This is a genomic window from Stenotrophomonas sp. STEN147, assembly GCF_056757995.1.
The window spans coordinates 566,355-586,737 of the sequence record NZ_JBRRCG010000001.1; the positions used below are offsets into that span (position 1 = coordinate 566,355).

A 20,383-nucleotide genomic window follows, 5' to 3' on the forward strand; every position below is an offset into this window, starting at 1 on the left:
GCTGGACGCTGGCGCGTGCCACTGGCACGCTTGCCCGTTCGTCACGCACCGCGCTGGACCGTCATGACCGATTCCCGCATTGCCTCGCTGCTGCAGGCCTGTCCCGGCCTGAAGCTGAAGACCGACCCATCCGACCTGGAGCATTACGGTCGCGACTGGACCCGGCGCTGGACGCCGGCGCCGCTGGCGATCGCGCTGCCGGCCACGGTCGAGGAGGTGCAGGCGGTGATGCGCTGGAGCGCGGCCGAAGCGGTTGCGGTCGTGCCCTCCGGCGGCCGTACCGGCCTGTCCGGCGGCGCGGTGGCCGCCCACGGCGAACTGGTGCTGAGCCTGGAACGGATGAACAAGGCCCTGGCCTACGACGCGGTCGACCGGACCCTGGTGGTACAGGCCGGCATGCCGCTCGAAGCGCTGCACAACGCCGCGCTGGAGCATGGATTGATCTACCCGGTCGACTTCGCCGCGCGCGGGTCGTGTTCGATCGGCGGCAACATCGCCACCAATGCCGGCGGCATCCGCGTGATCCGGTACGGCAACACCCGTGAATGGATCGCCGGGTTGAAGGTGGTCACTGCCAGCGGCGAACTGCTGGAATTGAACAAGGGCCTGATCAAGAACTCCAGCGGCTACGACTTCCGCCAGCTGCTGATCGGTTCGGAAGGCACGCTGGGCGTCATCGTCGAGGCAACGGTGAAGCTGACCGATCCCCCGCCAGCCAGCAATGTGATGCTGCTGGCGTTGCCCAGCTTCGAGGTGCTGATGCAGGTATTCGCCGCCTTCCGCGCGCGCCTGCAGCTGCAGGCGTTCGAGTTCTTCACCGACCGGGCGCTGGAACACGTGCTGGCACAGGGTGCGCAGGCGCCGTTCGACGAAGTGCATCCGTACTATGTCGTGACCGAGTTCGCTGCCAATGACGAGGCACAGGAAGCCGCGGCCATGGCGGCCTTCGAGGACTGCATGGGCAACGGCTGGGTCAGCGACGGCGTGATCAGCGCCAGCGACGCCCAGGCGGCCCAGCTGTGGCGCCTGCGGGAGGGCATCACCGAATCACTGGCGCGCTACAAGCCCTACAAGAATGACGTCTCGGTGCGTATCTCGGCGATGCCGGCGTTCCTGGCCGAGACCCAGGCGCTGATCGGCCAGGCCTATCCACACTTCGATGTGGTCTGGTTCGGCCATATCGGCGACGGCAACCTGCACATCAACGTGCTGAAGCCGGACGACACCAGCGACGCCGAGTTCCTTGCCCAGTGCGAGCAGGTGACCAAGCTGCTGGCGCAGGTGCTGGCGCGTTTCGATGGCAGCATTTCGGCCGAACACGGGATCGGCCTGGTCAAGAAGGGTTACCTGGACAGCACGCGCGGGCCGGCGGAAATCGCGTTGATGAAGGCGGTCAAGCGCGCGTTCGATCCCGAAGGGCGGCTGAACCCGGGCAAGCTGTTCGACGCCTGATCTGGGCAAACTCTTCACGCACCCGTTACGCTCCTCCCATTCCTTCAACCGGCCTTCGACCGATGATCCGACCGTTCCTGCTGATTGCCCTGCTGTCCCTGCCGCTGGCCGGCTTCGCTTCCAGCTTCGCCGGCACCTCGGCCGGTTCGGCAACGGGTGCATCGTCCGGCTCGTCGGGCAGCAGCTCGGGTGACGACAAGGTCGTGCGCGCTGCGCGCGATGATGCCGCGGCCTTTGTCGCCAGCGACGGCCAGATCCGTGGCGCGCGCCTGCAGGCCGCGCTGGTCCATCTGCGCGAGCAGGACGCTGCCGCGCAGCAGCAGAGCGATCTGGAACTGGCGCGCGCCCTGCTGGCGCGTTGATCCGGGCCGCATGCCGCCCGCGGTTTCGCTTGCCGTGGCGCCGGCCGATGCACGGCTGAACCTCTTGCGTACGCGGGCCGCAGCGGGTGCCGGGCGCGATCCGGCGCTGTACAAGCGTGCCCTGCATGCAGGATGGGGTATCGCATTGGCGTGGCTGGCGATACCGGTGGCGCATGCGACCGACCGCCTGCAGTTGGACCCTGCAGGCCTGGACCCAACACAACAACGGCTGGCCTGGCAGACCCTGGCCGACGTGCAGTCGCTGCTGCCCGAGGGGCTGCTGCGCGCGTTGCCGCCCCAGGTGCAGGTGCGCTGGAGTGAGGCCCTGCCGGCCGATGTGCACGGTCGGGCCTTTGGCGGGCGCGTGTCGCTGCGTCGCGACCTGCTGGATGAGGAGGTACCCGGCGCCCGCCGCGCGCGACGCAGCGCGCTGGTGCACGAACTGGCCCACGTTGCCGACCGCAACGGTGCAGGCTGGTCGCGCAGCGCGCGCTGGCGCGATCTGTCCGGCTGGCAGCGCAGGCCGTGGCATCTGGGCCGCGGTGACAATGATTTCCGTGACCGCAGCCCGGATCCCTACGAGCTGACGGATGCGGCCGAGTACCTGGCAGTGAATGCCGAGCATTTCCTGCTCGATGGTGCGTTCGCCTGCCGCCGTCCCGCCCTGGCGCAGTGGTACCGGGCGCATTTCGGCACGCCGCCATCGCTGCCACGCCCGCACTGTGACGCAACCCTCCCACTGCTGCAGGCCGAAGCGGAGGAGGGGGCAGCCTCGTTGCTGCAGCTGGATCCCGCGCGCGTCTATGCGGTGGACTACCTGTTCGCTGAAGGCAGCCGGCAGCCGATGAGCCGCTGGGGCCACAGCATGCTGCGGCTGGTCATCTGCCGGCCGGGCCGGACGCCGGGACCGGCGTGCCGACTGGATCTCGAACATCACCGCGTACTGTCCTTCCGCGCGTTCGTGGGTGATGTGCAGATTTCCAACTGGCGTGGCCTGACCGGCGACTATCCGTCGCGCTTGTTCGTGCTGCCGCTGCAGCAGGTGGTGGATGAATACACCAAGGTCGAGCTGCGTGGCCTGCAGTCGCTGCCCCTGCGCCTGCAGCGCGAAGAAATCGCCAGCCTGCTGGAACGCACCGCGCAGGTGCATTGGACCTATGACGGACGCTACTACTTCGTCAGCAACAACTGCGCGGTGGAGACTGCGAAACTGCTGCAGGCCGGCGTGCCCCGGCTCGGCCAGGCCGGGCTCGCCCAGCTCACCCCGCGGGGACTGCGGCGTCGGCTGGCACGGCTGCATGTTCTGGACGACCAGGTACTGGCGGATCGGGCGGGTGCGCAGGCTCAGGGGTATTACTTCGCCTCCGCGCGTGATCATTACCAGCAGCTTTTTTCCGTGGCTGCCACCCAGCTCGCCTTGCCGGCGCGCGACGTGCGCGCATGGCTGGATCTGCCCGCGCGCGAGCGCGGCCCCTGGCTGCTGCAGGGTGATCTGCGCGCAAGTGCCGGCCTGCTGCTGCTGGAACAGGCCGCGCAGCGACGCGCGGAGCTGCGCGCGCGTGACGTGCTGAAGCGTCGTCTGCTGGCGGCGCCGGAGAGCGCTGAGGCACAGAGCCTGCGTGAACTGCTGGACCTGAGCGGGCAGTGGCTGCGTCCCGGGGAGCTGCTGCCGGACGGCGGCTACGGCTTGCCGCTGCCTGAGGAACAGGTACTGCTGGCCGACCGCGTTGCGCTGGCCAGCGCCCAGGCGGTGCCGGCATGGCGGACCCTGCGCATGCAGCTGCGGCAGCAGCTGCCGGCGTCGCAGCGGGGGGAACTCGATGACATCGACGCGAACCTGGCGGCGCTGGGTGAGCGTCTGCGACGGCAGGCGACGCCTACTGACGCGGCAGTTCGATGACGAAGCGGCTGCCGCCGCTGCCACCGGGCGCGCAGTAGACCTTTCCGCCATGTGCATCGGCGATGGCCTTGACCACGGCCAGGCCCAGGCCGCTGCCACCGCCCTGGCGCGAACGTGAACCGTCGGCACGCATGAAGGGGCTGAAGATGTCCGCGTGCAGTGCCGGATCGATGCCGGGGCCCTCATCCTCGATGGCAACCTGCACGTGCCCCGGGGTGTCATGCACGGCGATCCGCACCCGGCCCGGGCTGGCGTAGCGCCGTGCGTTCTCCAGCAGCGCAAGAAGCGCCTGCCGCAGGCGGGTCGGATCGCAGTGGGCGTTGTGCTCCTCGCGGCTGGTCTCCAGTTCCAGCACGAAGCCGGCCGCGCGGAACTGGGGATCGACCAGGGTCATCACCGAGTGCACTTCGGCCACCACATCGGTACGGGCGCGGCGCACGTCCAGCCGGGCGTTGTCCGCCAGGCTCAGCACGCGCAGATCCTCGATCAGCCGCGACAGCCCTTCCACCTGCGCCAGCAGGCTGCGGAACTGCGATTCGTCGGGGTGGAACACGCCTTCGGCCAGGCCCTGCAGGCGACCGCGCAGGATGGTGACCGGCGTGCGCAGTTCGTGGGCGATGGCGGCGTGCCACATCATCCGTTCGCTTTCCATGTGCTGCAGGCGGCGCGCCATCGCGTTGAAGTCGTCGACCAGCGCGGCGACCTCGCCGGGAGAGTTGCCGTCGGCGCTGGCGCGTGCGCCCAGGTCGCCGCTGGCCAGCGCGCGCACGCTGTCGACCAGCGAATTCAACGGGGACAGGATACGGTGGGCGAGGCGGAACGATGCGGCGATCGCAAGGGCCAGCCCGGTCAGGATGACACCGACCATCCAGGCCAGTTCGGGTCCGGTGGGCAGCCAGCTTTCCGGCTCGACCGTACTGGCCGGCGAAAACTCGACCAGCACCGCATACAGCAGCCAGGACGAGAGGATCATCATCACGATGACGCCGATCACCATCAGCGACATCGAGACGACGATGTGCCGGCTGAGCCCGGACCGGCGCATCAGCGGTCGGCCATCAGGCGGTAACCGACGCCGCGCACGCTGGCCGGGATGTTGACCATGCCCACGTCGTCCAGCTTGCGGCGCAGCTTGCTGACATGGCTGTCGACCGTGCGCTCCAGCGCTTCACTCTCAGGCAGGCATTCATGCATCAGTTCGCTGCGGCTGAAGATGCGGGTCGGTGCCAGGGCCATGCAGTGCAGCAGCTTGAACTCGGTCAGCGTCAGCAGGACTTCATGGCTGTAGCCATCGCCCTCCACATGCACGGCATGGGTTGCCGGATCGATCAGCAGCTGCCCGATGCGCAGTGCCGCCGGTGCATCCACGCGTGAGGATCTGAGCGTCCGCCGCAGCACCGCGCGCACGCGCGCAGCCACCTCGGCCGGGTTGAACGGCTTGACCACGTAGTCGTCGGCACCCATGCGCAGCGCGGTCAGCTTGTCCAGGTCCTGGTCGAGCGCGGTCAGCATGATCACCGGCGTTTCCCCGCGCTGGCGCAGCTGGCTCAGCACGCTCCATCCGTCCAGCCGCGGCAGTTGTACATCCAGCAGGACCAGGTCCGGACGCATGTTGCGGTGCAGGTCCAGTGCACTGTGGCCGTCGCCGGCGCGCAGGGTGCGCAGGCCCTCACGTTCAAGATAGGCAGTGAGGATGTCGGCGATCTCGGCCTCGTCCTCCACGATCAGGACCAGGGCGGCGAGGGCAGTGGAGGCGTGCATGCGTGGATCAGGCCATAAGGTGCTTGCCTCCATCGTATCTCCACACTTCCTCCATCGAAACCCCATCATCGCCGCGCAGACTGCGCGCTTCATGACCTATCCGCCGCGCCTGCGGCATTGTGCACAGCAATGAGAACCTTCAGGACCCCGGCCGCGTTGATCGCGGTCCTCGCCTTGGCCATGACGGCCTGTTCCTCGCCCGAAGCCAGCCCCGAACCCGCACCGCGCGTGAGTGTGGTCACCGTCGGCCCACAGGTCGTGCAGCGCGACGATGAGCTGCCGGGCCGCGTGACGGCCGTGCGTACCGCACAGATCCGTGCGCAGGTCGGCGGCATCGTGCAGCGTCGCCTGTTCGAGCAGGGGGCCGAAGTCACCGCCGGGCAGGCGTTGTTCCAGATCGATCCGGCAGCCTTCCGTGCGGACGTCGATTCGGCGCTGGCGGCCCTGCAGCGCAGCGAGGCGGCGCTTGCCCGCAGCCGTGTGCAGTCGCAGCGGCTGCATGCCCTGGCAGCGGCGCAGGCCGTCAGCCAGCAGCATCGCGACGACGCCAGCGCCGAGTACGAGCAGGCGCGCGCCGCGGTGAATGAAGCCCGGGCGATTCTTGCCCGCCGCCAGCTGGACCTGCGCTATGCGACGGTCAGCGCGCCGATCAGCGGACGCATCGATCAGGCATGGGTGACCGAGGGAGCGCTGGTCGGCGTGGCCGATGCCGAGCCGATGGCGGTGGTGCAGCAGATCGACCAGGTCTACGTGGATGTTCGCCAGCCTGCGTCCCAGCTGGAGTCGCTGCAGCGCAGCGCCGCGAGCGGTGGACAGTCGTCGGTGGCGATCATCGGCCCGGCGGGCCGGCCGTTGTCGGAACGTGGCGAGCTGCTGTTCTCCGGCATCAGCGTCGATGCGCGTACGGGCGATGTGATGCTGCGCATCCTGGTGAACAACCCGCAGCGCCAGCTGCTGCCCGGAATGTACGTGCGGGCGAGAGTGCCGCGCGGTGCCCCGTCCAGTGCGCTGGTGCTGCCGCAGCAGGCCGTACTCCGCAGTGCCGGTGGCCAGGCCTACGCCTGGGTGGTCGGCAGTGACGGCAAGGCGGTGATCCGCACGCTGGAGATCGATGGCAGCGTGGATCGGCAGTGGCTGGTCCGGCACGGCCTGAAGGCGGGCGAGAAGGTGGTCGTCGAAGGCCAGGAGCGCCTGCAGGAAGGCGTGGTGGTCCAGATGCACGACTGGTCACGGCCCGTCGCCACTGCCGGGGCCGCACCGTCCGGTCGTCAGGGCTGAGTCCGCCAGGAGCCGGCCGATCCAGGAAAATCCAACATGGCACGTTTCTTCATCGATCGCCCGGTGTTCGCCTGGGTGCTGGCGATCTTCATCATCCTTGCCGGTGTCCTGGCGATTCCGCGGCTGGCCGTGGAGCGCTACCCGGCAGTCGCTCCGCCCAGTGTCAGCATCTATGCGAGCTATCCAGGCGCAAGCCCGCAGACATTGAACGATGCGGTGGTCGCGCTGATCGAGCGCGAGCTGTCCAGCGTCAAGCACCTGCTGTACTTCGAATCGTCGGTGGATACCTCCGGGGAGGCGTCGATCACGGCGACCTTCCAGCCGGGAACCAACCCCGAACTGGCCCAGGTCGATGTGCAGAACCGGATCAAGGCGATCGAGCCGCGGCTGCCGCGCAGCGTGCGCCAGAACGGGCTGTACGTGGAGGCGGCCGATTCCGGTTTCCTGATGCTGGTCGGCCTGCGTTCGCCGGATGCCAGCGTCAGCGAGGCCGCGCTGGGTGACTTCATGGCGCGCAACATCATCGAGGAACTGCGCCGCATCGACGGTGTCGGGCGCGTGCAGCTGTTCGGCGCGGAGCAGGCGATGCGCGTCTGGCTCGATCCCACGCGGCTGACCGGGTACGGTCTGACCATCGGTGACGTGGCCAGCGCCATCGAGCAGCAGAACCTGGAGATCGCACCGGGTCGCATCGGCGACTCCCCCGGTCTGCCCGGCCAGCGCCTGACCGTGCCGCTGACCGCCGATGGCCAGCTGTCCACGCCCGCGCAGTTCGCTTCGATCGTGCTGCGTGCGCGGGCGGATGGCGCGCGGGTACTGCTGGGTGACGTCGCCCGGGTCGAACTGGGGGCGCAGAGCTACGCCTGGGGTACCCGAGAGGATGGTCAGCCTGCGACGGCGGCGGGCGTCCAGCTGCGGCCCGGAGCGAACGCCGTACGCACTGCGGCAGCGGTGCGCGAAAGGATGGCCGAGCTGGCGCCGCTGCTGCCGCGTGGTGTCGAGGCGAGCATTCCGTTCGATACCGCACCCTTCGTCAGCATCTCGATCCGCAAAGTAGTGCAGACACTGCTGGAGGCCATGCTGCTGGTGTTCGCGGTGATGTACCTGTTCCTGCAGAACTGGCGCTATACGCTGATACCTGCCGTGGTCGCGCCGATCGCGCTGCTGGGTACGTTCGCGGCGATGCTGGCGCTGGGGTTCTCGATCAACGTCCTCACCATGTTCGGCATGGTGCTGGCGATCGGCATCATCGTCGATGATGCGATCGTGGTGGTCGAAGGCGTGGAACGGATCATGGCCGAGGAGGGGTTGCCACCCCGCGAGGCGACGATCAAGGCAATGCGCGAACTGACCGGCGCGGTAATCGGCATCACCCTGGTACTGACCGCGGTGTTCATTCCGATGGCGTTCGCCAGTGGTTCGGTAGGCGCGATCTACCGTCAGTTCACCGTCGCGATGTCGGTATCGATCCTGTTCTCCGCACTGCTGGCGCTCAGCCTCACGCCTGCACTGTGCGCCACGCTGCTGCGCGGAAGTACACGCGGGCATCATGGCCGCAGTGGCCTGTTCGGCGCCTTCAACCGCGGCTTCGAGCGGATGACCGGCCGCTACCAGCGTGGCGTGGCCGCTGTGCTGCAGCGAAGCGGGCGCGTGATGGGGGTGTTCGTCGCACTGGTGGCAGCGCTTCTGCTGGGCCTTAACGGGTTGCCCGGGGCATTCCTGCCGGAGGAGGACCAGGGGTACTTCATGACCTCGATCCAGCTGCCGGCCGAGGCGACCACCGAGCGCACGCTTGCCGTCGTTGAAGCGTACGAACATCACGTGGCCTCGCGCCCTGGCGTTGCATCCAACCAGTCGATCCTCGGGTACAGCTTCTCCGGCTCGGGGCCGAGTGCTGCACTGGCCTACACGATGCTGAAGGATTGGGGGGAGCGTGCCGGTGCGACGGCTGCCGGCGAGGTGGAGGCGGTACGGAAGGCGATGTCGACGCTGGTCGAGGGCGAAGTCATGAGCGTGATGCCGCCGGCCATCGACAGCCTCGGCCGCTCGTCAGGCTTCTCGCTGGCGCTGCAGGCGCGGACCGGGCAGACCCAGGCCGAGCTGCGCGCTGCCCTCCAGCAGCTGCTGCAGCTGGCCCAGGCCAGCACACTGCTGTCCGATGTGCATGCCGATGGAATGCCCGCAGGTACCAGCGTCCGGCTTGACATCGATCGCGCCAAGGCCGAGGCGATGGGCGTGGCGTTCAGCGAGATCAGCGGAACGCTGTCGGCGGCAATGGGCTCGCAATACGTCAACGACTTTCCGAACAAGGGACGGCTGCAGCAGGTCATCGTCCAGGCGGATGCGCCGTACCGGATGGAGCTGGGCGACGTGCTCAAGCTGTATGTCCGCAACAGCGAAGGGGGCATGGTGGCGCTGTCGGAGCTGGTCGATCCGCAGTGGACGGAAGCGCCCCTGCAGCTGCAGCGCTATCTCGGCTTCCCGGCATTGAATCTGTCCGGCGCGCCCGCGTCGGGCGTTTCCACCGGGCAGGCGATGGACGAGATGGAGCGCCTGGCCCGGCAGCTGCCGGCGGGCTTCGCACTGCAGTGGACCAGTCAGTCGCTGCAGGAGCGCGAGTCCGGCGCGCAGGCCCCGTGGTTGCTGCTGCTGTCGATGCTGGTGGTGTTCCTGGTCCTGGCGGCGCTGTACGAGAGCTGGTCCATACCAATGGCGGTGATGCTGGTGGTGCCGCTGGGCCTGCTGGGAGCCGTAGCGGCGGTGCTGCTGCGGGGCATGCCCAACGACGTGTTCTTCAAGGTCGGCATGATCACGGTGATCGGCCTGTCGGCGAAGAACGCGATCCTGATCGTCGAGTTCGCGCGACAGCTGCAGCAGCAGGGACGCGGGCTGGTGGAAGCGGCCGTGGAGGCAGCGCGCCTGCGCCTGCGGCCCATCGTGATGACGTCGCTGGCGTTCGCTCTCGGCGTGGTGCCTTTGATGGTGGCGCAGGGTGCCTCGAAGGAAACACAGCAGGCAATCGGTACCGGTGTGTTCGGTGGCATGGTCAGCGCGACCGTGCTCGCGGTGTTCTTCGTGCCGGTGTTCTATGTGGTGGTGCAGGGGGTGCGGCAACGGATCGCGCGGCGCCTGCGCAGGCGCCGGCCACTGCCGGAAGGATCTGTGGATGGGAACGGATAACGGTCAAAGGCTGCACGACGTACAGCTGAAGGCGCTGGAACGGCGCCTGTGCCAGGCCCTGATCGAGGGTGATCGGCAGGCACTGTCGCTGCTGTTGTCGCCGGCGATGTTCATGATGGATGGCGATGGCGGGCGTCTGTTTGATCTGCCCTGGCTGGATGACTGGTTGGGCGGGCACCTGCAGGTGCGGGCGCTGCATCTGCAGGCGGTGGACACCCTGCTGTGCGGTCGGCTGGCGCTGCTGTCCAGCCCGGTGCAGATGGTGGTCGTCCGGCACGGGCAGGAGCAGGCATTGCGGGTGCGTCTGTTACGGGTCTGGGCCTGTAGTTCCGGCGGGGAGGGCGCGCAGCTGCTGTCGATGACGGTGCTCGCGGCGTGAACGCGATCACATCGGTTTCAGCGCCGGCTCATCGCCGGATGATAGGGTGGTTATCTTAAGTACGGTCGACAAGGAGTCGAGTCATGCGTGTAGTTTCCAGTCTGTCGACGGCTTCGCTGGCCCTGGTGCTGGCGGCCTGCCAGCCATCGACGCCGCCTGCCGCAGCAGGTGGCACGGCTGACCCGGCGCCGCCGGAGCCGCAGCCGCTGTCCACGAACTCGACCGCCAGCCAGACGGCCTATCAGTGTGGCGATCTGGCCGTGCGTGCGACGTTCAACGGCGAGGACGCAGCCACCGTGGTGATCGGGGATCGCACGTTCGCCATGACCTCCGAGCGTGCTGCTTCGGGGGCGAAGTACGGCGACGGGCAGGGCAACAGTTTCTGGACGAAGGGCCACGACGACGGGCTGCTCAGCCTGAAGGGCGAAGTGGACCGCGAGTGCCGCGCGGTGGAGGCCACGGAAGGCGACGGCCGTGCCGGTGCTGCCGCGTTCAGGGCGACCGGCAACGAACCGGGCTGGCTGGCGGTGGTCGACGGTGACACGCCGGGCCTGCAGGTGCAGGTCGATTATGGCCAGCGGCACTTCGACGTGGGCGCGCCCAACCAGGGGGCGGACGGGTGGAGTGGCAAGGCTGCGGACGGTACCGACATCAAGCTCACCTTCCAGCGCACGACGTGCACGGACGACATGAGCGGCGAGCCGTTCGAGGCGAAGGCGATGCTGACCGTCGGCACGCGCCAGTACCATGGGTGTGGCAATTTCGGCGCCAGGCAGCCGTAAGTTGGTCGGCAGAGCCGAGCGGGGCTCGGCTCTGCCAGGCGCGTGCGGTCAGCTCAGTCCGCGCGGCCTGCGAACTCGCCGGTGGCAGTGTTCACCAGCACGCGTTCGCCATTGACGATGTACTCCGGCACCATGATCTCGATACCGGTATTGAGCTTGGCCGGCTTGGGACGCTTGGTGGCGGTGCCGCCCTTCAGTTCCGGCGGGGTCTCGATCACTTCCAGCACCACCGAGGCCGGCAACTGGATGGCCACCGGCTGCTCGTCGATCACCTGCACGTAGATGCCGGTCAGGCCATCGGTGATGTAGCCGGCGTCGTCGCCGATGACGTCCGCATCCAGGGTGTAGGGGGTGTAGTCCTCGTCATCGAGGAAGACGAACGCATCGCCATCCTTGTACGAATAGGTGGACTGGCGGCGCAGCAGTTCGACCTCGACCAGATTGTCGTCGGCATCGAAGCTGGCATCGAGCTTGTTGCCGCCCGGCACGCTGTACATGATGAAGCGGAAGCGGACGTTGCCACCCCGGCCCTGCGGGGAGCTGCGCTCGATGTCGCGGATCTGGTAGACGCCGTTGTTGTACTCGACGACGTTGCCCTTCTTGATGTCGTTGGCTTTCATGGTGATCTGGGTCGTTGGGGGTGGACGCCGTCCCGGCGCCCGGGGGAATCACTTCGGAGCGAGGCGGGTAGCGCCGTCCAGGCGGATGGTCTCGCCATTGAGGTAGGTGTTGCCGAGGATGAAGCCGACCAGGCTGGCGAAATCCTCCGGCTTGCCCAGCCGCGACGGGAACGGGATCGAGGCGGCAAGCGACTGCTGTACGGCTTCAGGCATGCCATCGACCATCGGTGTCCAGAACACGCCCGGGGCGATGGTGTTGACGCGGATGCCGAAGCGCGAGAGCTCGCGGGCCATCGGCAGCGTCATTGACACCACACCGCCCTTGCTGGCGGCGTACGCGGCCTGGCCGATCTGGCCCTCATAGGCGGCGATGCTGGCGGTGTTGATGATGACGCCGCGTTCGCCATCGGCGCCGGCCTCGTTGTGCTGCATGCGGTTGGCGGCGGCCTTGGCCACGTTGAAGCTGCCGACCAGGTTGACCATCACCGTGCCCTGGAAGCCGGCCAGCGGCATCGGGCCTTCCTTGCCGAGCACGCGGCCCGCGCCGAGGATGCCGGCGCAGTTCATCGCCACGTTGAGCCCGCCGAGGAAATCGTGGGCCTGGTCGATGGCCGCCGCCACGGCAGCTTCATCGCTGACGTTGACGTTGAAGTAGCGCGCGTTGTCGGCACCCAGCGCGGCGACGGCGGCGCTGCCCTTGTCGTCGTTGAGGTCGAACAGGGCCACTTTGCCGCCTTGGGCGACGAGGTGCTCGGCCACGGCCAGGCCAAGGCCGGAAACGCCGCCGGTGATCACGGCACGTACGGAAGACAGCTGCATTGCACGGTCCTGCAGGTTCGAGAACCGCCGATTCTAACGGAAGCCACGACCGCTGCCGTTGTGCACCGCGCCGCCCGGAGCCCGGGCGACGCGCTCTGATGGATCAGACGGCCGCGAGTGCCTGGCCGGTGCGGCTGGCGGTCGCACGCCCGAGCAGGCCGGCCAGCCAACGACCGGTTTCCGCCAGCGCCGGCAGGTCCACCCCGCTGTCCAGGCCAAGGCCCTGCAGCAGATAGACCACGTCCTCGCTGGCGACGTTGCCGCTGGCGCCTTTCGCGTAAGGGCAGCCGCCCGCGCCGGAGACGGCGCTGTCGACCACGCGCACGCCTTCTTCCAGGCAGGTGGCGATGTTGGCAATGGCCTGCCCGTAGGTGTCATGGAAGTGCACGGCCAGCGCGCTCATCGGGATCTCCGCGGCGACTGCCTGCAGCATCGCCCGCGCCTTGCGCGGCGTGCCGACGCCGATCGTGTCGCCCAGCGAGACCTCATAGCAGCCCATCTGGTGCAGGGCGCGCGCCACCCGCACCACATCGGCCAGGGGGACCTCGCCCTGGTAGGGACACCCCAGCACGGTGGAGACATAGCCGCGCACCCGTACGCCATCGGCGGCGGCGCGGCGCAGGATCGGCTCGAAGCGGGCCAGCGATTCGTCGATGCCGACGTTGGTGTTGGTGCGGTTGAACGCCTCGGAGGCGGCCGTGAACACCGCCACTTCCTCCACGCCGACCGCGCGCGCCCGCTCGTAGCCCTGTTCATTGGGTACCAGCACTGGATAGTGGATGCCGGGCCGGCGCTGGATGCCGGCATAGACCTCAGCGGCATCCGCCAGCTGCGGCACCCACTTCGGGCTGACGAAACTGGTCGCTTCGATGCTGCGCAGGCCGGTGGCCGACAGGCGGTTGATCAGCTCGATCTTGTCGGCCGTAGAGACCGGTTGCTTTTCGTTCTGCAGGCCGTCCCGCGGGCCGACCTCGACGATGCGGACGTAGTCGCTCATGCCTCCGTCTCCGCAGCGGGGCGCTGGCAGACCGCCTCGATGTTGTTGCCGTCAGGGTCGAGCACGAAGGCGGCGTAGTAGTTCGGGTGATACCAGGGACGCACGCCGGGAGCGCCATTGTCGCGTCCTCCGGCGGCCAGGGCGGCGGCATGGAACGCGTCCACCTGCGCGCGCCCGGCACAGGCGAAGGCGACGTGCACGCCATGGCTGACGGTGCCGCCGTTGCCGATCCAGAAGAACGGCTTGCCATCGCGGCCGAAGCCGACCTGGTCATGGGTGCCGGTCTGCTCCGCGGTGACTTCCATCACCACGCCGATCTGCAGCGGGGCCAGTGCCTGGCTGAAGAACGCCCTGCTGTGCGCCAGGTCGGCGCTGGTCAAACCAAGATGATCGAGCATGTTCAGGCCTCCGTGACCCAATGGGGGGCGCGCTTGTCGAGGAAGGCGCCCAGGCCTTCCTGACCCTCGGCCGAGACCCGCAGGCGCGCGATCAGGGCGGCATTGTCGCGGTCGAGCGCATCGCGGTCATGGCTGTCACGGACCTGCCGGACCAGGCGCTTGGCCGACGCCGAGGCGATCGGGCCGGCCTTGTCGAGCAGGGCCAGCTGGCGCTGCACCGCCTCGTCCAGCCGCTCCGGTTCCACCAGCTGGTGCACCAGGCCGATGCGCAGGGCGGTGTCGGCGTCGAAGTGCTCGCCGGTCGCGAACCAGCGGCGGGCCTGACGCGGCCCGATCGCCTCGATCACGTACGGTGAGATCACGGCCGGCAGCAGGCCAAGGCGGCTTTCGGTCAGGCCGAACCGGGCGCTGGTGCTGGCGATGGCGATGTCGCAGCAGGCGACCAGGCCGACACCCCCGCCGAAGGCGGCACCGTGGACCCGGGCCAGGGTCGGCTTGGGCAGTTCGTCCAGGGTGCGCATCAGGCGCGCCAGGGCCAGCGAATCCTCGCGGTTGTCAGCCTCGCTGGCAGCGGCCATGCCCCGCATCCACTGCAGGTCGGCACCGGCCGAGAAGGATGCGCCGTGGCCGGCCACCACCACCGCGCGCACCGCGTCTTCCCGCCCGGCCGCCTCCAGCGCGGCGGTCAGCCGGGCGATCAGGCCGGCATCGAAGGCGTTGTGCAGCTCCGGCCGGTTCAGCCAGAGGGTGAGGACGGCGCCACTGCGCTCGATCTGCAAAGCATCGTTCATGGGATTCCAGGGTCACTCCATACCTGTATGGATCATAGCGGGCCATTGGTCATGGGCCATGACGCGACGCGGGAATGTTAGAATCGAGAACCATTTACATCCAGCAGAGAACAGGCTAGATGACGCTGTCCGAACTGCCCCTGCATACCTCGGCCGTGGTCGACTCCGTGCAGGACCTGCATGCCAACGATGCCATTGCCCGCCGCCTGCGCGAGCTGGGCTTCGTCAAGGGCGAGGAGGTCCGCCTGGTGGCCAAGGGCCCGCTGGGGGGAGAGCCGCTGTTGGTGCAGGTCGGGTTCACCCGTTTCGCACTGCGTATCAGTGAAGCCAAGCGCGTCGTGATCGACGCTGCCAGCCAGGAAAGACGTGCATGACCGCATCCGCCACTGCCGCCCCCCTGCGCATCGCGCTGGTCGGTAACCCGAACAGCGGCAAGACCGCCCTGTTCAACCAGCTGACCGGCAGCCGGCAGAAGGTCGCCAATTACACCGGCGTGACCGTCGAGCGCAAGGAAGGACGCCTGCGCGCGCCCTCCGGCCGCGAGTTCGCCGTGCTTGACCTGCCGGGTGCGTACAGCCTGCACCCGGCAAGCCTGGACGAGGCGATCACCCGCGACCTGTGCCGGGGCTTCTATCCGGGCGAGGCCGCCCCGGACTTTCTGTTGTGCGTGATCGACGCCACCAACCTGCGCCTGCACCTGCGCTTCGCACTGGAACTGCGCGAGCTGGGCAAACCGATGGTGGTGGCGCTGAACATGGTGGATGCGGCCGAGCGCCGTGGCATCCAGCTGGACGTGGCAGCGCTGGAGCGCGAGCTGGGCGTGCCGGTGGTCGAGACCGTGGCGGTACGCAAGCAGGGCGCGCGCGCGCTGGTCGAGCGCCTGGACCGCATGGTGCCGCACCTGGGTGCGCCGTTGCCGCCAGCTGAGGACGGCATCGACTACCACGCCCGGGTACGTGACATCCTGGCGGTGGCCGTGCGCATGCCGGCACGCACCGCGAAGATCGACGACACGCTCGACCGCTGGCTGCTGCACCCGGTGTTCGGACTGGTGACGCTGGTCGTGGTGATGTTCCTGATCTTCCAGGCGGTGTTCGCCTGGGCGACACCGCTGATGGATGGCATCGAGGCCGGCTTCGGCTGGCTGGGCGAGGCGGTCGGTGGCGCGCTGCCGGAGGGGCCGCTGACCAGCCTGCTCACCGACGGCATCATCGCCGGCCTGGGAGGCGTGGTGGTGTTCCTGCCGCAGATCCTGATCCTGTTCGCGTTCATCCTCGCGCTGGAAGAGTCCGGCTATCTGCCACGTGCAGCGTTCCTGCTCGATCGGCTGATGGCCGCGGCCGGCCTGTCGGGGCGTTCGTTCATCCCGCTGCTGTCCAGCTTTGCCTGCGCGGTGCCGGGCATCATGGCCACCCGCAGCATCCAGGATCCACGCGACCGGCTGGCGACGATCCTGGTGGCGCCGCTGATGACCTGTTCGGCCCGCCTGCCGGTGTATGCCCTGCTGATCGCCGCCTTCATTCCCGATGGCAAGGTCGGCATCTTCAACCAGCAGGGCCTGGTGCTGTTCGGACTGTACGTGGCCGGCATCCTCAGCGCGCTGGCGATGTCGTGGGTCATGAAGAAGTGGCGCCGCGACAAGAGCGAGCATCCGTTGATGCTGGAGCTGCCCTCGTACCGTATTCCGCATCCGCGTGATCTGGCAGTCGGCCTGTATGAGCGCGGCATGATCTTCCTGCGGCGCGTGGGCGGCATCATCCTGGCGTTGACCGTGCTGCTGTGGTTCCTGCTGTCGTTCCCCGGTGCGCCCGCCGACGCCACGCTGCCGGCCATCGATTACAGCTACGCCGGCCGCATCGGCCATGCGATGACCGCGGTTTTCGCCCCGCTGGGTTTCAACTGGCAGATCTGCATCGCACTGATTCCGGGCCTGGCCGCGCGTGAAGTGGCGGTTTCCTCGCTGGCGACGGTGTACGCGCTGTCCGCGGCCGACGACGATGCGGCGATCTCGGCGCTCACGCCGGTGGTGGCCGATGGCTGGTCGCTGGCCACGGGCCTGTCGCTGCTGGTGTGGTTCATCTATGCGCCGATGTGCATCTCCACGCTGGCCACCATCAAGCGTGAGACCAACTCGTGGAAGAAGATGGGTTTCGCGGCGTTCTACCTGTTCGCAGCGGCCTACGTTGCAGCGCTGATCACCTACCAGGTGACCGTGGCGCTGGGAGGCGGCTGATGGACGCAGGACTGCTGCTCCAGTACCTGATCGTTGCGCTGGCCGTGCTGGTCAGCGCGTGGGTCGTACTGAAAAAGCAGTTCCCCGGCACCGTGCGCAGGATGCGCGGGGCCTTGGCACTGGCGCTGCTCAAGCCCGGCCGCGCCGGCTGGCTGCAGGCGCTGGGCCGCAGGATCGCGCCGCCAGTCAGTGGCGGCGGCGGTGCCTGTGGTGGCTGCGACAGCTGCGGGCCGACGCCGCCGAAGCAGCACTGACGATGCCGGGAAAGAGCGGGGGGCTGCTGCGCTCGCCGAAGCCTTAATCCCGCACCAGCCCACCGTCCACCACCAGATTCTGGCCGGTCACCGCGCGCGCCCAAGGGCTGGCGAAGAACAGCGCGGCGTCGGCGAACTCGGCCGGCGTGGTCACGCTGCGCAGTGGCGTGTTGGCGGCGATGTAATCGAACACGGCCTGCGGTGTCGCGGCGCTGGCATCGGTGCTGCGCAGCAGGCCGCCGGACAGCATGTTGACGGTGATCCCGTGCGGCCCGAGGTCGCCGGCCAGGGTGCGCGTCAGCGAAAGCAGGGCGGCTTTGGCGGCGGTGTAGTCGTGATAGGGCACCACCGGGTTCTGGAACAGATTGGTACCGATGTTGATGATGCGGCCGAAACCGCGCGCCTGCATGCCGGGCAGGGCGGCCTGCACGGTGTTGAGCGCGCCGCGCACGCTGCCTTCGAACTGCGCCTGGAACGCCGGCCAGCCAATGTCGGCGGCGCCGTCGCGCGCATCACCATTGAAGGAGAAGTCGGCCAATGCGTTGTTGACCACGGTGGTCACGCCCTGGCCGAAATGCGCCAGGGCCTGCTGCAGGAGTGCCTCGATCTGGCCCCGGTCGGTGACGTCGGCGCGGAGCGCGAGTGCCTGCCCGCCCAGCTCCACCGCCAATGCACGTGCGGCCGCCTCGCTGCGGTGGTAGTTGATGATGACCCGGGCACCCTGCGCGGCGAATGCGCGGGCGATATGCTGGCCAAGGCCGCGGCCAGCGCCGGTGACCAGTACCAGCTGTTCGCTGATCTGCATGGGAAATGCGGTCCATTGCATGAAGAGTCCTGCAGCGTAGCAGCGATGATGCTTGCCGGACCGGGCATGCTGCCGCTAGCCTGCGGGGCATGAACCAGACTCCCCTGCGATTGCTCATTCACGGCGCTTCCGGGCGCATGGGCCAGGCCCTGCTGCGGCTGGCCGCCGATCATCCCGAAACCCTGCAGATCGTGGCGGCGGTGACCGGCCGCGCGCCGGCCCAGCGGGTGGTCGACGGGGTGCCGTTCTTCGGCGCCAGTGAGCTGGCAGGGGCGCCGGTATTCGATGTGGCCATCGACTTCAGCCTGCCGGAAGGCTTCGATGCGATGCTGGCCCTGTGCGTTGAACGCGGCGCAGGCCTGGTATCGGGTACCACCGGCATCTCCAGTGCCCAGCGCCAGGCGCTGGACGCTGCAGCGGCGCGCATTCCGCTGGTGTGGGCTTCGAACTTCAGCCTCGGTGTCGCGGTGCTGGACGAGCTGGTCGAGCGCGCTGCGCAGGCCCTGTCTGGCTGGGACTGCGACATCGTGGAATCGCATCATACGCAGAAGAAGGATGCGCCCTCGGGAACCGCACTGACCCTGGGCGCAGCCGCGCAGCGGGGTGGGGCGGATCCGCAGTACGCCAGCCTGCGGGCCGGCGATATCGTGGGTGAGCATCTGGTGCAGTTCACCGGTCTGGGCGAGCGCATCGAACTGGTCCACCGGGCGACCAACCGCGACATCTTCGCCCGCGGTGCGCTGTTTGCCGCCCGCCAGCTGCAGGGGCGGGCGCCGGGGAGCTACCGGGTGCGCGACCTGCTGGACGGACCCCGTTAACCGCTAGCGCCGGGCCATGCCCGGCGGCTCGTCAGTTCCGCCGGGCATGGCCCGGCGCTACCGTAGATGGACCGCATACGCTGCCGGATTGAAATGAATACGCAATCGCCTGTTCATGAAGCGATTCAACCGCTGGCGCGAGCGCTCCGGCAGCGCTACAATTCGCACTCGCCGAATCACCAAAGCCGGACCGGTCCTGAACCGTACGTCCGCGCTTTTTTGCAACCGGATTTCCGTGAAGCACAGGCGTGACTTCGGCACCCCCTCGGTAGCCAAAGTGAGATTTCCGTGACCCAAGCCGCAATCCTCGTCCTCGAAGACGGCACCGTATTCGAGGGCGAATCCGTAGGCGCGCCCGGCCTGTCCGTCGGTGAGGTGGTGTTCAACACCGCCATGACCGGTTACCAGGAAGTGCTGACCGATCCGTCCTACGCCCGGCAGATGGTCACGCTGACCTATCCGCATATTGGCAACACCGGCATGACCGACCAGGACGACGAAGCCTCCAAGGTGTGGTCGGCCGGCCTGATCGTGCGCGATGTGCCGCGCCGCCCCAGCAACTGGCGCAGCCAGGTGTCGCTGCAGGACTGGCTGATCCAGCGTGGCGTGGTGGCCATCGCTGGCATCGATACCCGCAAGCTCACCCGCATCCTGCGCGAGAACGGCGCCCAGAACGGTGCGCTGATGGCAGGTGACATCGATGTTGAGAAGGCGCTGGAAGCTGCCCGCAAGTTCCCGGGCCTGAAGGGCATGGATCTGGCCAAGGTCGTCACTACCGAGAAGACCTATGTCTGGACCGAGGGCCAGCTGGACCTGGATGCCAACGCCTTCGTCAGCGTGCCGTCGCGCTTCAAGGTCGTGGCCTACGATTTCGGCGTGAAGACCAACATCCTGCGCATGCTGGCCGAACGCGGCTGCGAAGTGACCGTGGTGCCGGCGCAGACCCCGGCGGCTGAAGTGCTGGCGCTGAAGCCCGACGGTGTCTTCCTGTCCAATGGCCCGGGTGATCCGGAGCCGTGCGATTACGCGATCGCCGCGATCAAGACCTTCATCGACGTGAAGATTCCGACCTTCGGCATCTGCCTGGGCCACCAGCTGCTGGGCCTGGCTTCGGGCGCGCAGACCGTCAAGATGGGCCATGGCCACCATGGTGCGAACCATCCGGTGCAGGACCTGGACAGTGGCCGGGTGATGATCACCTCGCAGAACCATGGTTTCGCGGTCGATGAAGCCACCCTGCCGGCGACGCTGCGCGTGACCCACCGGTCGCTGTTCGATGGCACCAACCAGGGCATCGCACGCACCGACGTGCCGGCGTTCTCCTTCCAGGGGCATCCGGAAGCGTCGCCGGGCCCGCACGACGTCGGTCCGCTGTTCGACCGCTTCGTGACCCTGATGGAACAGGCCAAGGCGTGATCCGCAGGCCACCGGCGACCGGTGGCACCGCGATGGACCGTAAGCCCCCGCATTGCTGCTGCCTCCCGGCGCGGCGCTGCGGATCGAGATTCCTGATCGACAGCGTGCGATCACTCCCCCTTGTCACGCTGTACTGAC

At 68.1% G+C, this 20,383-nt stretch carries 20 protein-coding genes; 12 read left to right on the plus strand and 8 right to left on the minus strand.

Annotated features, from left to right (window positions below):
- Positions 1 to 63 precede the first annotated feature (63 nt).
- The 3 genes from ACVOKU_RS02540 to ACVOKU_RS02550 all read left to right on the plus strand — a co-directional run bounded on the left by ACVOKU_RS02540 (position 64) and on the right by ACVOKU_RS02550 (position 3,714).
- Positions 64 to 1,452 carry an FAD-binding oxidoreductase gene (locus ACVOKU_RS02540; RefSeq protein ID WP_277381716.1) on the plus strand — a complete coding sequence of 463 codons (1,389 nt, stop codon included), beginning with the start codon at positions 64 to 66 and terminating at the stop codon, positions 1,450 to 1,452.
- A gap of 62 nt (positions 1,453 to 1,514) precedes the next feature.
- Positions 1,515 to 1,814, plus strand: a complete 300-nt coding sequence (locus tag ACVOKU_RS02545) for a DUF2388 domain-containing protein (protein WP_053519503.1) — start codon at positions 1,515 to 1,517, stop codon at positions 1,812 to 1,814.
- A gap of 10 nt (positions 1,815 to 1,824) precedes the next feature.
- Positions 1,825 to 3,714, plus strand: a complete 1,890-nt coding sequence (locus ACVOKU_RS02550; protein WP_481558980.1) for a DUF7844 domain-containing protein — start codon at positions 1,825 to 1,827, stop codon at positions 3,712 to 3,714.
- On the opposite strand, the gene ACVOKU_RS02555 is transcribed toward ACVOKU_RS02550, so the two are convergent.
- Positions 3,692 to 4,759, minus strand: coding sequence for an ATP-binding protein (locus tag ACVOKU_RS02555; protein ID WP_053519504.1), 1,068 nt, complete (start codon positions 4,757 to 4,759; stop codon positions 3,692 to 3,694). The two genes, ACVOKU_RS02550 and ACVOKU_RS02555, sit on opposite strands and share 23 nt — an antisense overlap.
- Complete coding sequence (locus ACVOKU_RS02560; protein ID WP_180876004.1) at positions 4,759 to 5,475, minus strand: response regulator; 717 nt, start codon at positions 5,473 to 5,475, stop codon at positions 4,759 to 4,761. The genes ACVOKU_RS02555 and ACVOKU_RS02560 overlap by 1 nt, the downstream gene beginning before the upstream one ends.
- Before the next feature lie 129 nt (positions 5,476 to 5,604).
- Between ACVOKU_RS02560 and ACVOKU_RS02565 the strand changes: the two genes are divergently transcribed.
- The 4 genes from ACVOKU_RS02565 (at position 5,605) to ACVOKU_RS02580 (ending at position 11,094) form a co-directional block, all read left to right on the plus strand.
- Positions 5,605 to 6,753 (plus strand): efflux RND transporter periplasmic adaptor subunit, encoded by a 1,149-nt coding sequence (locus ACVOKU_RS02565; protein WP_283219709.1) that lies wholly within the window; start codon positions 5,605 to 5,607, stop codon positions 6,751 to 6,753.
- A 36-nt stretch (positions 6,754 to 6,789) separates the two neighbouring features.
- Positions 6,790 to 9,933 carry a multidrug efflux RND transporter permease subunit gene (locus ACVOKU_RS02570; protein ID WP_481558981.1) on the plus strand — a complete coding sequence of 1,048 codons (3,144 nt, stop codon included), beginning with the start codon at positions 6,790 to 6,792 and terminating at the stop codon, positions 9,931 to 9,933.
- Positions 9,920 to 10,312: a nuclear transport factor 2 family protein gene (locus ACVOKU_RS02575; protein ID WP_368865665.1), complete on the plus strand. Its 393-nt coding sequence runs from the start codon at positions 9,920 to 9,922 to the stop codon at positions 10,310 to 10,312. Before ACVOKU_RS02570 ends, ACVOKU_RS02575 begins: the two co-directional genes overlap by 14 nt.
- Positions 10,313 to 10,395: 83 nt before the next feature.
- Positions 10,396 to 11,094 (plus strand): MliC family protein, encoded by a 699-nt coding sequence (locus ACVOKU_RS02580; RefSeq protein ID WP_193396335.1) that lies wholly within the window; start codon positions 10,396 to 10,398, stop codon positions 11,092 to 11,094.
- A 53-nt stretch (positions 11,095 to 11,147) separates the two neighbouring features.
- Here the strand turns inward: ACVOKU_RS02580 and yeiP are convergent, their stop codons facing one another.
- From yeiP to ACVOKU_RS02605, 5 genes are all read right to left on the minus strand, one after another.
- On the minus strand, positions 11,148 to 11,714 hold the full coding sequence (yeiP, locus tag ACVOKU_RS02585) for an elongation factor P-like protein YeiP (RefSeq protein ID WP_005409468.1): 567 nt from the start codon (positions 11,712 to 11,714) through the stop codon (positions 11,148 to 11,150).
- Positions 11,715 to 11,762: 48 nt separating this feature from the next.
- Complete coding sequence (locus ACVOKU_RS02590; RefSeq protein ID WP_128988706.1) at positions 11,763 to 12,533, minus strand: SDR family oxidoreductase; 771 nt, start codon at positions 12,531 to 12,533, stop codon at positions 11,763 to 11,765.
- A 103-nt stretch (positions 12,534 to 12,636) separates the two neighbouring features.
- Positions 12,637 to 13,530: a hydroxymethylglutaryl-CoA lyase gene (locus ACVOKU_RS02595; RefSeq protein WP_481558982.1), complete on the minus strand. Its 894-nt coding sequence runs from the start codon at positions 13,528 to 13,530 to the stop codon at positions 12,637 to 12,639.
- Positions 13,527 to 13,928, minus strand: a complete 402-nt coding sequence (locus ACVOKU_RS02600) for a VOC family protein (protein WP_481558983.1) — start codon at positions 13,926 to 13,928, stop codon at positions 13,527 to 13,529. The genes ACVOKU_RS02595 and ACVOKU_RS02600 overlap by 4 nt, the downstream gene beginning before the upstream one ends.
- A 2-nt stretch (positions 13,929 to 13,930) precedes the next feature.
- Positions 13,931 to 14,719 (minus strand): enoyl-CoA hydratase/isomerase family protein, encoded by a 789-nt coding sequence (locus ACVOKU_RS02605; protein WP_053519513.1) that lies wholly within the window; start codon positions 14,717 to 14,719, stop codon positions 13,931 to 13,933.
- Between the two features lie 119 nt (positions 14,720 to 14,838).
- On the opposite strand from ACVOKU_RS02605, the gene ACVOKU_RS02610 reads away from it, so the two are divergent.
- From ACVOKU_RS02610 to ACVOKU_RS02620, 3 genes are read left to right on the plus strand one after another with little or no spacing between them, the layout of a single operon-like run.
- Positions 14,839 to 15,093, plus strand: coding sequence for a FeoA family protein (locus ACVOKU_RS02610; RefSeq protein WP_053519514.1), 255 nt, complete (start codon positions 14,839 to 14,841; stop codon positions 15,091 to 15,093).
- Positions 15,090 to 16,952 (plus strand): ferrous iron transport protein B, encoded by a 1,863-nt coding sequence (gene feoB, locus ACVOKU_RS02615; protein WP_481558984.1) that lies wholly within the window; start codon positions 15,090 to 15,092, stop codon positions 16,950 to 16,952. The genes ACVOKU_RS02610 and feoB overlap by 4 nt, the downstream gene beginning before the upstream one ends.
- Positions 16,952 to 17,206 carry a DUF6587 family protein gene (locus ACVOKU_RS02620; RefSeq protein WP_197600519.1) on the plus strand — a complete coding sequence of 85 codons (255 nt, stop codon included), beginning with the start codon at positions 16,952 to 16,954 and terminating at the stop codon, positions 17,204 to 17,206. Before feoB ends, ACVOKU_RS02620 begins: the two co-directional genes overlap by 1 nt.
- Before the next feature lie 43 nt (positions 17,207 to 17,249).
- On the opposite strand, the gene ACVOKU_RS02625 is transcribed toward ACVOKU_RS02620, so the two are convergent.
- Complete coding sequence (locus ACVOKU_RS02625; RefSeq protein ID WP_481558985.1) at positions 17,250 to 18,032, minus strand: 3-oxoacyl-ACP reductase; 783 nt, start codon at positions 18,030 to 18,032, stop codon at positions 17,250 to 17,252.
- 68 nt (positions 18,033 to 18,100) lie between these two features.
- Here ACVOKU_RS02625 and dapB point away from each other — a divergent pair, with 68 nt between their 5' ends.
- Positions 18,101 to 18,829, plus strand: a complete 729-nt coding sequence (gene dapB / locus ACVOKU_RS02630; RefSeq protein WP_481558986.1) for a 4-hydroxy-tetrahydrodipicolinate reductase — start codon at positions 18,101 to 18,103, stop codon at positions 18,827 to 18,829.
- Between the two features lie 288 nt (positions 18,830 to 19,117).
- Complete coding sequence (gene carA, locus ACVOKU_RS02635) at positions 19,118 to 20,245, plus strand: glutamine-hydrolyzing carbamoyl-phosphate synthase small subunit (protein WP_481558987.1); 1,128 nt, start codon at positions 19,118 to 19,120, stop codon at positions 20,243 to 20,245.
- The last annotated feature ends 138 nt before the right edge of the window (positions 20,246 to 20,383 follow it).

Excerpts from the sequence above, each read along its gene's own strand:
- ACVOKU_RS02555 (WP_053519504.1), bottom strand. The coding sequence starts at position 4,759 with ATGCGCCGGTCCGGGCTCAGCCGGCACATCGTCGTCTCGATGTCGCTG.
- ACVOKU_RS02610 (WP_053519514.1), top strand. The coding sequence starts at position 14,839 with ATGACGCTGTCCGAACTGCCCCTGCATACCTCGGCCGTGGTCGACTCC.
- ACVOKU_RS02540 (WP_277381716.1), top strand. The coding sequence starts at position 64 with ATGACCGATTCCCGCATTGCCTCGCTGCTGCAGGCCTGTCCCGGCCTG.
- ACVOKU_RS02580 (WP_193396335.1), top strand. The coding sequence starts at position 10,396 with ATGCGTGTAGTTTCCAGTCTGTCGACGGCTTCGCTGGCCCTGGTGCTG.
- ACVOKU_RS02590 (WP_128988706.1), bottom strand. The coding sequence starts at position 12,533 with ATGCAGCTGTCTTCCGTACGTGCCGTGATCACCGGCGGCGTTTCCGGC.
- ACVOKU_RS02575 (WP_368865665.1), top strand. The coding sequence starts at position 9,920 with ATGGGAACGGATAACGGTCAAAGGCTGCACGACGTACAGCTGAAGGCG.
- ACVOKU_RS02565 (WP_283219709.1), top strand. The coding sequence starts at position 5,605 with ATGAGAACCTTCAGGACCCCGGCCGCGTTGATCGCGGTCCTCGCCTTG.
- ACVOKU_RS02595 (WP_481558982.1), bottom strand. The coding sequence starts at position 13,530 with ATGAGCGACTACGTCCGCATCGTCGAGGTCGGCCCGCGGGACGGCCTG.
- feoB (WP_481558984.1), top strand. The coding sequence starts at position 15,090 with ATGACCGCATCCGCCACTGCCGCCCCCCTGCGCATCGCGCTGGTCGGT.
- ACVOKU_RS02625 (WP_481558985.1), bottom strand. The coding sequence starts at position 18,032 with ATGCAATGGACCGCATTTCCCATGCAGATCAGCGAACAGCTGGTACTG.
- ACVOKU_RS02550 (WP_481558980.1), top strand. The coding sequence starts at position 1,825 with ATGCCGCCCGCGGTTTCGCTTGCCGTGGCGCCGGCCGATGCACGGCTG.
- ACVOKU_RS02560 (WP_180876004.1), bottom strand. The coding sequence starts at position 5,475 with ATGCACGCCTCCACTGCCCTCGCCGCCCTGGTCCTGATCGTGGAGGAC.
- ACVOKU_RS02570 (WP_481558981.1), top strand. The coding sequence starts at position 6,790 with ATGGCACGTTTCTTCATCGATCGCCCGGTGTTCGCCTGGGTGCTGGCG.
- ACVOKU_RS02545 (WP_053519503.1), top strand. The coding sequence starts at position 1,515 with ATGATCCGACCGTTCCTGCTGATTGCCCTGCTGTCCCTGCCGCTGGCC.
- ACVOKU_RS02600 (WP_481558983.1), bottom strand. The coding sequence starts at position 13,928 with ATGCTCGATCATCTTGGTTTGACCAGCGCCGACCTGGCGCACAGCAGG.
- ACVOKU_RS02605 (WP_053519513.1), bottom strand. The coding sequence starts at position 14,719 with ATGAACGATGCTTTGCAGATCGAGCGCAGTGGCGCCGTCCTCACCCTC.
- ACVOKU_RS02620 (WP_197600519.1), top strand. The coding sequence starts at position 16,952 with ATGGACGCAGGACTGCTGCTCCAGTACCTGATCGTTGCGCTGGCCGTG.
- dapB (WP_481558986.1), top strand. The coding sequence starts at position 18,101 with ATGAACCAGACTCCCCTGCGATTGCTCATTCACGGCGCTTCCGGGCGC.
- yeiP (WP_005409468.1), bottom strand. The coding sequence starts at position 11,714 with ATGAAAGCCAACGACATCAAGAAGGGCAACGTCGTCGAGTACAACAAC.